A 12,672-nucleotide genomic window follows, 5' to 3' on the forward strand; every position below is an offset into this window, starting at 1 on the left:
CGGCTCGGTTCGCGGTCGGGGACCGCTCCCACAGCGGCGTTGTCGAAGGGCAGGGGGCACCGGTTTAGCGTGTAAGCGTGCCAACGGGTATCCACAACGCCGCCTTAAATCAGCCCTTTCTCTTGCGCGGCGCGCAGGATCAGTTCGCCGGTGGTGCCCACCGGGCGGGCGAAGGAGCGGTCGTAGTGGGCGCGACCCAGGGCGTAACATTCGGCGCTGATGCGGTCGTAGAGCTCGCGCGGGGTGAGGCCGGCGGCGGCGGGCAGCGGATTCAGACCAAACTGGTGATAGTCCAGGCGCTGGCGACCGGCGGCCTTGAGCAGGTCGGGAACCCAGCCGGGCGGCGAGAGCTGGGTCTGGTAGCGCAGGTTCTGGTAATCCAGTTGTTCAGCCAGCCGGGCGGCGTGGGTAACTTGAAAATAGTTGCCCACCACCAGGGCGAGCAGCTCGTCCAGGCGGCGCCAGACGATGCGTTTCTGTTCGTCGGTGTAGGCGTTCCAGTCCACCACTTCGTGGCTGAACCGGCGGCACCCACGGCACACCGAATCGCCAAACACGGTGGAACAGACGCCAATGCAGGGAGTGCCAATGCGGGATTTAGCCATGCCCGGATTGTAGCGGTAAGCGGGGAAGCGGGTGAAGGGACGCGGGCCCGGAAAGAGAGAAAAAAGTCTGATACCGGGGAACAGCGCCGGGCGTGCCGTGCCTGGGTGACGGGCCACGCCGGCGCCGCCTGTTCCCTTCAGGCGGTTCCCTGTTGCCGCCGTTTCGCGTCTAGTCCTGTTCCTCGGTGAGCCGGCGTTTGCTGTGCAGCAGGGTTTTCCAGTCTTCCACGTAATCGGGCAGCGGCGGTGAGAGCTGGTTGAGGCCGGTCATTGCCTGGAAATCCGGCGGGCTGATCGATTTGCCGCCGTACAGGTGCGCCAGCCGGTGCAGGGCGTGGGTGTGGAGCTTGCGCTGGGATTCGAAGCGCTGGTCGTAATAGGTGTATTTGTCGTCCCAGCCGAGCACCCGGGTGTGCACCTGGAAACGCTGATAGGGGCGCAGCTCGCGGATGTAGGCGATTTCGGTGTTGGCGACCACGGTATTGGTGCGTGAGCGGACCATGCGATTGAGCAGGCCGGTGAGCACCGCGTGTTCCAGGCGGCAGCGGTCCATGATGCGCACGTATTTGCCAGTGCTGAGTTGCAGGTTGAGATCCACGTCGAACAGGCCGACGCGGAAATCCAGGCTCACCGGATCGAACAGTTGATGCGTGGGTGGGCGTTTGCGCCGCCGAGCGGCGCTGATCAATTCCAACATGCGGTGACTTCCTTCCCCCAGAGGCGCCGGCGGACCGGCGCGATACAGCCTGCAGGATACAAGGACACAAGGTGAACCGGAATCGGTGTTGCGATGTCGGGCGCTCCCCTCAGGCCGCCCGAGCCAGATGGATGCTGAACAGGTTGTCGTCGTCCACCCAGCTGGAGACCGGGGCGAAGCCGGCGGTGAGCAGATCCCGGGAGAAACTTTCGACGGTGAATTTGTAGGAATTCTCGGTGTGTATGCGGGTGCCGGCGGCCAGCTCGATGCGCTGTCCGGCTACGTTCAGCGTTTGCGCGCGATGGCAGCGCAGGTGCATTTCCACCCGGCACAGGTCTTCGTTGTAGAACGCCTGGTGGTCGAAAGCATCGATCTCGAAACCGCATTGCAGCCGTTCATTGAGGTGCTGCAGGGCATTCAGGTTGAAGGCGGCGGTGTGGCCGGCGCTGTCGTTGTAGGCGGCGTTGAGCAGGATCGGGTCTTTTTGCAGGTCGGCGCCGATCAACAGGTAGCCGTTGTCGCCGGCGAGCCCGCGCAGGCCAGTCAGGAAGCGCTCGCGGGCGGCGGGCTCGAAGTTACCGATGGTGGAGCCTGGGAAAAAAACCAGCCGGGCGCGGCCCTGGTCGTCGCCGGGGAACGCCAGCGCCTGGGAATAGTCGGCGCACACCGCATTGAAATGCACGTCCGGGTAGCGGGGTGCCAGGCGGTGGGTGGCGTCGAGCAGACATTCCCGGGAAATCTCCAAGGGCATGTAGCCACTGGGGTGCCAGCGATCCAGCAGAATGCGCACCTTGTCGCAGCCGCCGGCGCCGGGTTCGACGATCACCAGGTCCGGGCCCAGTTCGGCGGCCATGGCGGCGGCGTTGTCGCGCAGCAGCGCGGCTTCGGTGCGGGTGGGATAGTACTCCGGGGTGCGGGTAATGGCGTCGAACAGCTCCGAGCCCCGTTCGTCGTAGAAATATTTCGGGTCCAGGGTGGGGCGCGGCGCCGACAAGGACGCCGCCACTTCCCGAGCGGTGTCGGCGGCGGGTGGGAACAGGTCCAGGAAAGTCAGGTTAGGCAATAATTGTTGGGGTTGGGCCACGGCTGCTCTCCCGGTTGGGGTCTAGGGTTCTGGCCAAACGCACGCCGCTGAATTGCCAGCGCAGGTGGGGCTGGAAGAAATTACGGTAACTGGCGCGCAGGTGCGCCTGGCTGCTGGCGCAGGAGCCGCCACGCAGCACCATCTGGCCGTTCATGAATTTGCCGTTGTATTCGCCCACGGCGCCCCCGGCGGGGGCGAACCCGGGGTAGGGCAGATAGGCGCTGGCGGTCCATTCCCAGACGTCGCCGAACAGTTGCGCCGGCGCGTCGCGGCCGGCTGGCGCCACCTGTGGGTGATAGCGCCGGTTGTCGATAAAGCCGCCCTGCACCGGCTGGCCGGCGGCGGCGTGTTCCCATTCGGCCTCGGTGGGCAGGCGCAGGCCGCACCAGCGCGCATAGGCATCCGCTTCGAAATAGTTGAGATGGGCGACCGGCTCCTGGAAGCGGATCGGCTGGCGGCCGGCCAGGGTGTAATAGTGCGGCGCGCCGTCGTCGAGCAGCCAGTAGAGCGGCGCCCGCGCGCCGCTTTGGCGCACCCAGTCCCAGCCGTCGGACAGCCACAGTTCCGGGCGCTGGTAGCCGCCGTCTTCAATAAACGCAAAAAATTCCGCGCAGGTGGCCGGCCGGCTGGCCAGGGCGTAAGGGTCCAACCACACCCGGTGGCGGGGCGTTTCATTATCAAAGCAAAACGCCGCGCCGTCGGCGCCGGTTTCCACCAGCCCGCCCGAGTATTCGTGCCAACGGAATTCCGGGGCCGGGCGTTCGTCGTCGTCGCGGGGCTGGTACACCGGCCACAGCGGATTGTAAGAAAAACTGTGTTTCAAATCGGTGATCAACAGCTCCTGGTGCTGTTGTTCGTGTTCAATGCCCAGTGCCACCAAAGCGTCGATCAGCGGGTCGTGGTCGGGGTGGCTTAACAGCTCGGCGAGGGCGTCGTCCACCTGGCGGCGCCAGCGCAGCACCTCCTGGTTGCCCGGGCGCGACAGCAAGTGACGCTGAGGGCGGGGATACTGGGCGCCGATGCCGTTGTAGTAGCTGTTGAACAGATACTCGAAACGTTCGTCGAACGGTCGGTAGGCGCGCTGGTGGGGCTTAAGAATAAACGTCTCGAAGAACCAGGTGGTGTGCGCCAGATGCCAGCGTGGCGGGCTGACTTCGGGGCACGCCTGCAGGCCCATGTCCTCCGCCGTCAGCGGTTCACACAACTGCTCGCTGAAAGCCCGGGTCGTGAGCAGACGCGCGAGCAGGGGCGGGGCGGCGGATTGTGGATCGAGTTGATGCATAGGCGTTCCTGGGTGGAGTGGCCCTTGACCAGAGTGAAGCTGGCGCTGAACGGAAGTAACAATGCCATGCCTCCCTGCACTGGTATACTGGTTTGCCCCAACATGCACCGACCGCGATAAAGACGCCATGGTTGCCGGCCCGCGGGTGGGCATGTTTTTTCGTTTTTTAACCGTTTCGAGTTGGCCGCCATCGGGTGGCGAACCTGGATCGTCGATTCAGACCGTTAAGGAGACAGAATGGATATCGCAGGTAAAGTGGCCGTGATCACCGGTGGCGCCTCCGGGCTGGGCCTGGCCACCGCCGAGGCACTGGTCGCCAAGGGCGCGCGGGTGATGATTCTCGACCGGGACCAGGAGCGTGGCCTGGAAGCCGCCGCCCGGCTGGGCGACGCCGCCGGGTTCGTGGCCACCGACGTTACCGACGAAGCCTCGGTGAAAGCGGCCATCGACGCCAGCAAAGGCAAGTTCGGGGCGATTCATATCTGCGTGAATTGCGCGGGCGTGGGCTCGGCGATGAAAACCGTGGGGCGGGACAACAAACCCCATGACCTGGGTGTGTTTTCCACCGTGGTTCAGATCAACCTGATCGGCACCTTTAACGTGGCGCGCCTGGCCGCCGCGGTGATGGCCGAAAACGAACCGGGTGACGATAACGAGCGTGGCCTGATCGTCAATACCGCCTCGGTGGCGGCCTTCGATGGTCAGGTCGGCCAGGTGGCCTATGCTGCCACCAAGGGCGGCGTGGTCGGCATGACCCTGCCAATTGCCCGCGACCTGGCGCCGCTGGGCATCCGCTGCAACACCATTGCCCCGGGCATCTTCAACACGCCGCTGATGAACGCCGCCCCGGATAAGGTAAAACTGCCGCTGATCGAAATGACCCAGTTCCCGAAACGCCTCGGCAACCCCCCGGAATACGCCGCCATGGTTTGCCACATGGTGGAAAACACCTTCCTGAACGGCGAAACCATCCGGCTGGACGGCGGCATTCGCATGCAGCCGCGGTGATCAGCTTCAAGCTTCAAGCTTCAAGCTACAAGCTAGAGGCTCCCCGGTGGTGGCTTGAAGCTTGCGGCTTGCGGCTTGCAGCTTTGCGGCTACTCCAGCACGTAACACGGCTCGTAATGACTGCCGGGGAGTTTCATGCGGTTCTGGGCGACGAACGCTTGCAGCAGGGTGTCCATTTGCGCCATCAGGCCGGGTTCGGCGCTGAGGCGGTAGGGGCCGTGCTCATCGATGGCGCGGATACCGGCCTCCTTGACGTTGCCGGCGACGATGCCGGAGAACGCCCGGCGCAGGTTGGCGGCGAGATCGTGCACCGGCAGATCGGTGCGCAGGGTGAGCGCCGCCATGTGCTCGTGGCTGGGCACGAACGGGCGTTGGAAATCGAACGGCACGGTCAGGCGCCAGTTGAAGTAGAAGGCATCGTCGTGATCGCGGCGGAACTGGGTGAGCGCTTGCACGCCGTCGCGCATGGCCAGGGCCACCGCTTCCGGGTCGTCGATGATGATCCGATAACGTTCGGCGGCGGCGTCGCCCAGTGCGTAGCGGATGAAGCGGTCCACCTGGCGAAAGTAGTCGGCGCTGCTGGCCGGCCCGGTGAACACCACCGGTAGGGGAATGTCCTGGTTGTCCGGGTGCAGCAACACGCCAAGCAGATAGAGAATTTCCTCGGTGGTGCCAACGCCGCCGGGGAACACCAGAATGCCGTGCGCCACGCGCAGGAAACTTTCCAGCCGTTTCTCGATGTCCGGCATGATCACCAGCTCGTTGACGATCGGGTTGGGCGCCTCGGCGGCGATGATGCCCGGCTCGGAAATGCCCAGATAACGGCCCTGGCGGCGGCGTTGTTTGGCGTGCGCCACGTGGGCGCCTTTCATGGGCCCTTTCATGGCGCCGGGGCCGCAGCCGGTGCAGATGTCCAGATGGCGCAGGCCCAGTTGGTAGCCCACGCTCTTGGCGTAATCGTATTCCTCGCGGGAAATGGAATGCCCGCCCCAGCACACCACCAGGTTGGGCAGCTCGCCGGCGTGCAGAACGCCGGCGTTGCGCAGGATATGGAACACCGCGTTGGTAATGCCCTCGCCGCTGTCCAGATCGAAGCGCCCGCCGTGTTGAATCTCATTGGCCACGTAGACGATGTCGCGCAGCACCGCCGACAGGTGCTCGCGGATACCGCGAATCATGCGGCCGTCCACGAAGGCGCCGGCGGGGGCGTTGTCCAGCTTAAGCATCAGCCCGCGGTCTTCCTGGATCACCTGGATATCAAAATCCTTGTAGGTCTCCAGCACTTGGCGGCTGTCGTCGGTGGGGGTGCCGGCATTGAGCACGGCCAGCGCGCAGCGGCGCAGCAAATCGTGCAGGCCCTTGCCAGAGGTGTCGCGCAAACGCTCGACTTCCTGTTGGCTGAGCACTTCCAGGCTGCCTTCCGGGGCAACGATGGTGGATACCTTGGCGGTCATAGAATTCCTATGCGAATACAAATGCAGGATGCAGGATACAGGATACAGCGCGGTTGAGGTCTACCGGGCGATGAAGCCGTGCCCGCGCCTCTTCGACACTAAGCATTCCGCCATGCCAGCGACATCCTTTGATCTTATGTGGGAGCGGTCCTTGACCGCGAACCGAGCCGAAGGCGAGGAGCAGCCTGGCAGCGCCGATTCGCGGTCAAGGACCGCTCCCACAAAAACAGTACAATCCAGACCGGCCCCGGCTGGCGCTGCATCCGTATCGACTTGTTTTACATCATTTCATCACCGCCGGTCGGTTTGCCCGATGCTAATTGGCGGTGGCCGGGGCAAGATGGAGGGTGTGGGGCCGGCGGGTCACGAAGTGGTCATGTCCGGGTCATAGTCTGGTGTGTGGCGGCCCGGTACCGAGGCTGGCCAACGGAGTCTGGCATGTTGCTCAAGTATTTGAACGATTTGGATAACGCCGTGCGCGAGGCGGATCGCAACCCCTGCCCGGCGGCGCTCAGTGAGTGCGCCGAGCGGCTCGCGGTGGTGGACGGTTACCTGGCGTCGCAGATTGAGCCGGTGCGCCGGCGCGGGCGCGAGATCGTGGATGGCCTGGTGAGCACGGACTTGTACGCGCGTTTGCGTCAGCCGATGGCGCCTTCAGAGTTCGCCCGCACGCTGTGAGCGCAGGGCGGCGTCGCGCTCGTCGGGAAACAGATCCGGCTGCTGCGGGCTTTTCAGATCGCGCAGTTTGACCCCCAGGCCGAGCAGCCGGGCCGGGTCGGCGCGCTTTTCCCAAAGCTGCTCCAGGAGCCGCGCGAACGGTTCGCGCTGCAGGCGTGAGCCGGTGGTGTCGGCGCTGACGATGCGGAAATCGTTGTAACGCACTTTCACGGTCAGCCCTTGAATCACGTAGTGCGCGTCCAGCCGCGCCACCCGCTGTTCCAGTTTTTCCAGCAAGTCGTCCAGCTCGCGCTGCCATTCCGACAGGGTGCGCTTGTCCTCATGGTAGGTTCTTTCCACGCTCACCGATTTGCGCCGCCGGCTGGTCTGCACCTGGCGATCATCCTCGCCGCGCGCCAGGTGGTAGAGCCGCTCGCCAAAGCTGCCAAAATGACGGGCCAGCTCGGTGCGGCCCAGGCGTTGCAGGTCGCCGCAGGTGTGAATGCCCAGGGCGGTGAGCTTGTCTTCGGTGACGCGGCCGACCCCGGAGATGCGCTTCACCGGCAGGGCGGCGACAAAGGCTTCAACCTGATCCGGGGTCACCACGAACAGGCCGTCAGGCTTGCGCCAGTCGCTGGCTACCTTGGCAAGAAACTTGTTGGGGGCGACGCCGGCGGAGACGGTAATGCGCAGTTGCTCGCGCACCCGCTGGCGGATCGCCTCGGCGATGCGGGTGGCGCTGTTGCTGTGCAAGGGCGTGTCGGTGACGTCGAGAAAGGCTTCGTCCAGAGAGAGCGGCTCGATCAGGGGCGTGAAGGAACGGAAGATCTCCTGGATCTGGCCCGAGACGCGCCGGTATTTGTCGAAATCCGGCGGCAGGATCACCAGCTCCGGGCACAGCCGCAATGCCTGGGACGAGGCCATCGCCGAGCGCACGCCGAATTCCCGCGCCGGGTAGTTGCAGGTGGCGATCACGCCGCGCCGGTTGGGGTCGCCGCCCACCGCCACCGGCCGGCCGCGCAGGCGCGGGTCATCGCGCACTTCCACGGCGGCGTAAAAGCAGTCGCAATCGACATGGATGATCTTCACAGCAGGGCCGTGTCGTCGTGGTCGTAGGGCGGCGAGCAGGCACAGATCACCACCAGGGTGTGCTGGCCGGTATTGTGCAGGCCATGGTCGGTGCCCGGTGGAATCACCACGGTGTCGCCGGCGGCGATGTCGAACCAGTCGCCGGCCAGCATCATGCGCCCGGCGCCGGCGCTGATATGATAGATTTCCTCGCTGTTGCCGTGGCGATGCGGCAGGCTGCGTGCCCCGGGCGGCAATCGCGCCTCGGCCAGGGATTGTCGGCGCGCGCCAAGCGCACCGTGCACCGCCGGGTGCATCAGCTCGCGGATTTCGGTGCCATCTTTCGTGATGTAAGGAGTCACTTGCCCATGACGGGTTTTCATAGTCTCAACCAGCGCCTGTCTCAGCCAATGGTAGCATCGTGGCGATGATGACGGGATCACGGCAACCCAAAGTTCTGATCATCGGCGCCGGGCCCACCGGCCTGGTGCTGGGCATCAATTTGCTGCGCAGCGGGGTCTCCTGCCGGTTGATCGAACAGCGCGCCGAGCCGCAGCCGTGGTCGCGCGGGCTGAGCCTGCACGCGCGCAGCCTGGAAATTCTCGACGCCATGAATCTGCTCGAGCCGGTGCGCCGGGAATCGATCGCTTATCATGCCATCGACATTCACGGCGACGGCGTGCGCGGCGATAAGCCGCCCTTGTTGAGCCTGGATCTGAGCGAGTTGAACACGCCGTTTCCGGAATTGCTTTGCTGCCCGCAGAACCGCCTGGAGGCGGTGCTTGAAGAGCGTTTCCGGTTGCTGGGCGGCGACATCTGGCGCGGCGCCGAGCTGCTCGATTTCGAGCAGGATGGCGCCGGTGTTCGTGCCCGGGTGCGCCGTGAGGACGGCGAAGTGACGGTCAGCGCCCTGCTGATGGTGGGTGCCGACGGCGCCCACTCGCGGGTGCGCGAATTGCTCGGTTTGCCGTTCACCGGCCACGGCGACGACGCCCGCGAGCGTTTCGTGCTCGCCGACCTGGACTGGCAAACCGATCTGCCCCGGGACCGTTTCCACGGTTTCCTGCTGGCCGGCGGCACACTGATGGCCCTGCCACTGCCCCAGGGTTGGCGTTTGATCGCCACCCTGGACGACCTTACCGAGGACGAGGACGAGGACGAAGACGCTGCCGCCGCCGGTGGCGAGACCGGCGGCGCCGACGTACCGGACATGACGCTGCTGCACGAGCGCCTCAACGAGGCGTTCGGTGAGCCACAGACGCTCTCCGAGCCGCACTGGATCAGCCATTTCGCGATCCAGCGACGGCTGGTCAGCCATTATCGACGCAACCGGATTCTGCTCGCCGGCGACGCCTGCCATGTGCAGAGCCCGATCGGGGCGCAGGGCATGAACACCGGCATCGCCGACGCCTTCAACCTGGCCTGGAAACTGGTGCTGTTTTGCCGCGGGCGCGGTGGTGGGGCGTTGCTGGACAGCTACCACCAGGAGCGCCGGCCGGTGGCCGAGGAGATGCTGCGCGGCGTGGACGCGTTATCGCGGGCGTCGCTGGTGCGCGCGCGGGTGCTGCGCGGCGCCCGTGATTCGCTGCTGCGGTTCGCCGGCAATCGCCCGCAGCTGGGCCGCCGCATCCTGCGCCGTGCCAGCCAGCTTGACGTGGACTATCGACAATCACCGCTGGTCGACGCCGGCCCGGACGCCGCCCTCGGCTGGCGCCGCCAGGGGCCCCTGCCCGGTGACCGGATGCCCGATGCCACCTTGCTGTCACAACGCGACGGCGGTGAGCGGCGGGTGCACGCGCTGTTGAAGCAACCAGTGCATCATTTGCTGGTGCAGCTTGGTGAAGAGACCGACCACCGTTCGCGGGTGATTCTGCACGCCTTGCTTTCGCGGCTGCCCGACGAATATCTGGATGAACTGCGCATCACCGTGATCGGCCGCCAGGCATTCGAAACCGACGCGGTCGATCGGATCGGCGCGCGGGTGCATTTGTGGTACGACGAAAACGATCAGTTCGAGCAGACCTACGGCGACGGCGGCCGGCTCTGGCTGATGCGTCCGGATGGCTATCTCGGTTATCGCGCGCCGCTCACCGACGCCGACTATCTGCTTACCTATCTGGAGCGGCTGTTCCGCAGCGATGCGCCTGGGCGGTGATCGCAGTGGGGGCGGGGGAACAAGTTGAAGGGAACAACAGGCTCGCGCCGGGGTTGGATTCTGGTGTGGGAGCGGTCCTTGACCGCGAATCGATGTTGCCGGGCCCGCCTCGCCTCCGGCTCGGTTCGCGGTCGGGGACCGCTCCCACAGGGGCGCTGTAGCACAGGCTTGCGCCGCGGGTGTGGTTATCGGTTGACCCGCGGTTGGCCAGGGGGAACGATGACGTTCGCGCCGCCAGAGCCGGTGACGTTTGCGAAGGAGAATCAGCATGAACCTGTCTCAATTCGATACGCCCAGGGATCAGCGCTATTTCGAGGATTACCACAAGGGCGCCGAATACCAATTCGGGCCCATCGAGGTGGAGGAGAACGAGCTGATTGAGTTCGCGCGGCGGTTCGATCCACAGAGCATTCACATCGACCCGGACGCCGCGGCGCGGGGGCCGTTTAACGGCCTGATCGCCAGCGGCTGGCACACCGTGGGGCTGATGATGCGGCTGTATGTGGATCATTACGTGACGTCGGTGGCGAGCCTGGCGTCGCCGGGGGTGGACGAGGTGCGTTGGCGGGTGCCGGTGCGTCCCGGTGACCAGTTGCGGCTGCGAGTGAGCACCGTCGAGACCCGGTTGTCGCGCTCCAAGCCTGATCGTGGCCTGGTGCATTCACGGCTCGAGGCGATCAATCAAAACGACGAGGTGGTGGCCACGCTCACCGCCATGAACCTGATCGCACGGCGCGAGCCCGGCGAAGCCGCTTAGCCTGGCTGCGTCGAGCGCCGCCACAGGCCGGCGGCGAGAACCACCAACAGCCAGGGAGCGATGCCTCCGCCGCCGCCTCCGCTGCTCGCGGGTGGGCGTGGCGGATAGCTCAGGGTGGCGACGTAAAGGTTGTTGTCGTCGGGGAAGTCGCCGCCGTTGGTGTCGCTGACCTGCACGCGCACCTGACCGGTTTGCGGGGCGCTGTTGCTGAGCGTGAAGGTCAGCGTGCGGCTGGCGCCGCTGACCAGGGTGCCCAGCGAGCATGAGGTGTCGCAGGGCAGCGAGCTGCTGCTCAGGGTGGTGTTCACCGGCAGCGCCAGATCCAGGAACACGGCGTCGGCGTCGGCCACGGTGGAAGGGTTGCTTACCGTGACGGTGAGCGTCGCCTCGCCGGCGTCGCCGCGGTAGCCAATGTCGGTGAGCTGGCCGGTCACGCTCAGGTCGGGGCGGTCGGAAAACACCAGGGTCACCGGGCGGCGGTTATTGAGCGGGCGGTAATCGGGCTGTTCGGTGCTCAGCACCAGGGTCGGGCTGGCGTGGAATTCACCCTGGGCGGTGACATGCACGATGCCGATGTCGGTCTGTGCGCCGGCCGCCAGGCTGTCCACCGGCTGGCAGCCGCTGGACAGCGAACCGTCGCAATCCCCCCATTGAAAATCGTAACGGATGCGGTCGTTGGAGCTGGCACCGCCCACCCGGGGCTTGATGACGGTGTTGGTGACGCTGGCGTTCTTTACCGCCACCGGCACGTCGATGGCAACGCCGGTGGGCGCATAGAGGCGCGGTTCGACGTCGATCAGCGATGCGTCCACCAGCGGATCGCCGCCGCTCAGCGAGGCCTGCTCGATGAACCCCACCTGGCTGATCAGGCGGGTGTAGACGGTGGGCCGGCTGCCTGCGCATTGCGGCTCGCCAAAGCTGGTCAGGCCGACCACATAGGGGTATTTGTCTTCGCCGATAAACAGTGGGCCGCCGCTGTCGCCGGAGCAGGTGTCCTGGCGTTGGCCTTGCACCGGGTTGAGCTCGGCGGCGCACAGCATGGTGGGGCCGTCGAGCTGGTTGTTCCAGGCCTGGTTGCAGGTGGAGAAGGGCACGTAATCCAGCGCCACCTGTTGCAGAGTGCCAGGGATGGTGTCGCCGCCGCTTTGTGTCACGCCCCAGCCGATGGCGGTCAGGGCTTCGTCGCGGCCGCTGGCGTTACGGCTTTCCAGCTCGGCCTGGCTGGCGCTGTCGACGATGCTGGGGAAGTCGCCGTTGTTGGCCCGCTCGGCGAGTTTAATCAGCGCGATGTCGTTGCCATCGTGATAGTCGCCAAACGCCTGATAGGCGCTGGGAATCCAATAGTCTTCAATGGGGCGCAGCAGCGCGAAACTCAGCGGCGCACTGCCCAGGACCACGCCGATCTCGCTGGCGTTAGCGCGCAGCTGGGAGTCTTCGGCGAACATACAGTGGGCGGCGGTGAGCACCCAGTTGGGCGAGAGTTGCATACCGGAACACAGGCCGCCGGCGGGGCCGCTGATGTCGATCAGCGCCGCCCACGGCCACTGCATGGAGGCTTCCTCGCCGCCAATGATAAAAGGCGTGGCCTGCTGGGCGGCGACAGGCGCGGCCAGCGCCAGCAGCATCGCCATGGTGGTTTTGTTCATCGATCCCCGAATCCCTTTTTTATCGTTCTTTTCGGAATAGCGGAAAAGCGGGTGGGCTGCAAGCGCTTTGCATGGGGCGGACGTTACCAGGATGGAACCGGGGGCAGCACGGGGCAGACCGGGTGGGCCTTGTTTCTGGGCGAGAAACAAATAGGGCTACAGCGCCGCTGTGGGAGATTCCATGGTGTCCTGCAAGAGCAATGACCGTGAGAGCGGTCCCCGACCGCGAACCGAGCCGAAGGCGAGGCAAGGCGCCTGC

12 protein-coding genes are annotated in these 12,672 nt (G+C 65.4%); 4 read left to right on the forward strand and 8 right to left on the reverse strand.

All coding sequences use genetic code 11. From position 1 onward, the window contains the following. Nucleotides 1-104: 104 nt before the first annotated feature. The 4 genes from CGS25_RS18260 to egtB form a co-directional block, all read right to left on the reverse strand. Nucleotides 105-605, reverse strand: coding sequence for a DUF1289 domain-containing protein (locus tag CGS25_RS18260; RefSeq protein WP_089034553.1), 501 nt, complete (start codon nt 603-605; stop codon nt 105-107). Between the two features lie 169 nt (nt 606-774). Beyond that, the gene (locus CGS25_RS18265; protein ID WP_089032826.1) at nt 775-1,302 is read right to left on the reverse strand and encodes an acyl-CoA thioesterase; all 528 of its coding nucleotides are present in this window, start codon (nt 1,300-1,302) and stop codon (nt 775-777) included. Nucleotides 1,303-1,411: 109 nt separating this feature from the next. Continuing rightward, nucleotides 1,412-2,386, reverse strand: coding sequence for an L-histidine N(alpha)-methyltransferase (gene egtD, locus CGS25_RS18270; protein WP_101676334.1), 975 nt, complete (start codon nt 2,384-2,386; stop codon nt 1,412-1,414). Next, nucleotides 2,358-3,668, reverse strand: coding sequence for an ergothioneine biosynthesis protein EgtB (gene egtB, locus CGS25_RS18275; protein ID WP_101676335.1), 1,311 nt, complete (start codon nt 3,666-3,668; stop codon nt 2,358-2,360). Before egtB ends, egtD begins: the two co-directional genes overlap by 29 nt. A 237-nt stretch (nt 3,669-3,905) precedes the next feature. Here egtB and CGS25_RS18280 point away from each other — a divergent pair, with 237 nt between their 5' ends. Continuing rightward, entirely contained in the window at nt 3,906-4,676 is a 771-nt protein-coding gene (locus CGS25_RS18280; protein ID WP_101676336.1) for a 3-hydroxyacyl-CoA dehydrogenase, read from the forward strand. An 89-nt stretch (nt 4,677-4,765) separates the two neighbouring features. Here the strand turns inward: CGS25_RS18280 and ppnN are convergent, their stop codons facing one another. After that, nucleotides 4,766-6,130, reverse strand: a complete 1,365-nt coding sequence (gene ppnN, locus CGS25_RS18285; protein ID WP_101676337.1) for a nucleotide 5'-monophosphate nucleosidase PpnN — start codon at nt 6,128-6,130, stop codon at nt 4,766-4,768. 438 nt (nt 6,131-6,568) lie between these two features. Between ppnN and CGS25_RS18290 the strand changes: the two genes are divergently transcribed. Then, nucleotides 6,569-6,808: a hypothetical protein gene (locus CGS25_RS18290; RefSeq protein WP_089032821.1), complete on the forward strand. Its 240-nt coding sequence runs from the start codon at nt 6,569-6,571 to the stop codon at nt 6,806-6,808. Here CGS25_RS18290 and dinB read toward each other — a convergent pair. Both dinB and CGS25_RS18300 read right to left on the reverse strand, forming a co-directional pair. Beyond that, entirely contained in the window at nt 6,785-7,876 is a 1,092-nt protein-coding gene (dinB, locus tag CGS25_RS18295) for a DNA polymerase IV (protein WP_101676338.1), read from the reverse strand. The two genes, CGS25_RS18290 and dinB, sit on opposite strands and share 24 nt — an antisense overlap. After that, nucleotides 7,873-8,238 (reverse strand): cupin domain-containing protein, encoded by a 366-nt coding sequence (locus tag CGS25_RS18300; RefSeq protein WP_101676339.1) that lies wholly within the window; start codon nt 8,236-8,238, stop codon nt 7,873-7,875. Before CGS25_RS18300 ends, dinB begins: the two co-directional genes overlap by 4 nt. 44 nt (nt 8,239-8,282) lie before the next feature. Between CGS25_RS18300 and CGS25_RS18305 the strand changes: the two genes are divergently transcribed. Together CGS25_RS18305 and CGS25_RS18310 are read left to right on the forward strand one after the other, a co-directional pair. Beyond that, a complete protein-coding gene (locus CGS25_RS18305; RefSeq protein ID WP_101676340.1) occupies nt 8,283-10,010 on the forward strand; it encodes an FAD-dependent monooxygenase in 1,728 nt (575 codons plus the stop codon). Nucleotides 10,011-10,278: 268 nt separating this feature from the next. Beyond that, a complete protein-coding gene (locus tag CGS25_RS18310) occupies nt 10,279-10,767 on the forward strand; it encodes a MaoC family dehydratase (RefSeq protein ID WP_198588853.1) in 489 nt (162 codons plus the stop codon). On the opposite strand, the gene CGS25_RS18315 is transcribed toward CGS25_RS18310, so the two are convergent. Beyond that, on the reverse strand, nt 10,764-12,413 hold the full coding sequence (locus CGS25_RS18315) for a trypsin-like serine protease (protein WP_101676341.1): 1,650 nt from the start codon (nt 12,411-12,413) through the stop codon (nt 10,764-10,766). The genes CGS25_RS18310 and CGS25_RS18315 overlap by 4 nt on opposite strands. Nucleotides 12,414-12,672: the final 259 nt, after the last annotated feature.

This window comes from Alloalcanivorax mobilis (assembly GCF_002864685.1).
Classification (GTDB): domain Bacteria; phylum Pseudomonadota; class Gammaproteobacteria; order Pseudomonadales; family Alcanivoracaceae; genus Alloalcanivorax; species Alloalcanivorax mobilis.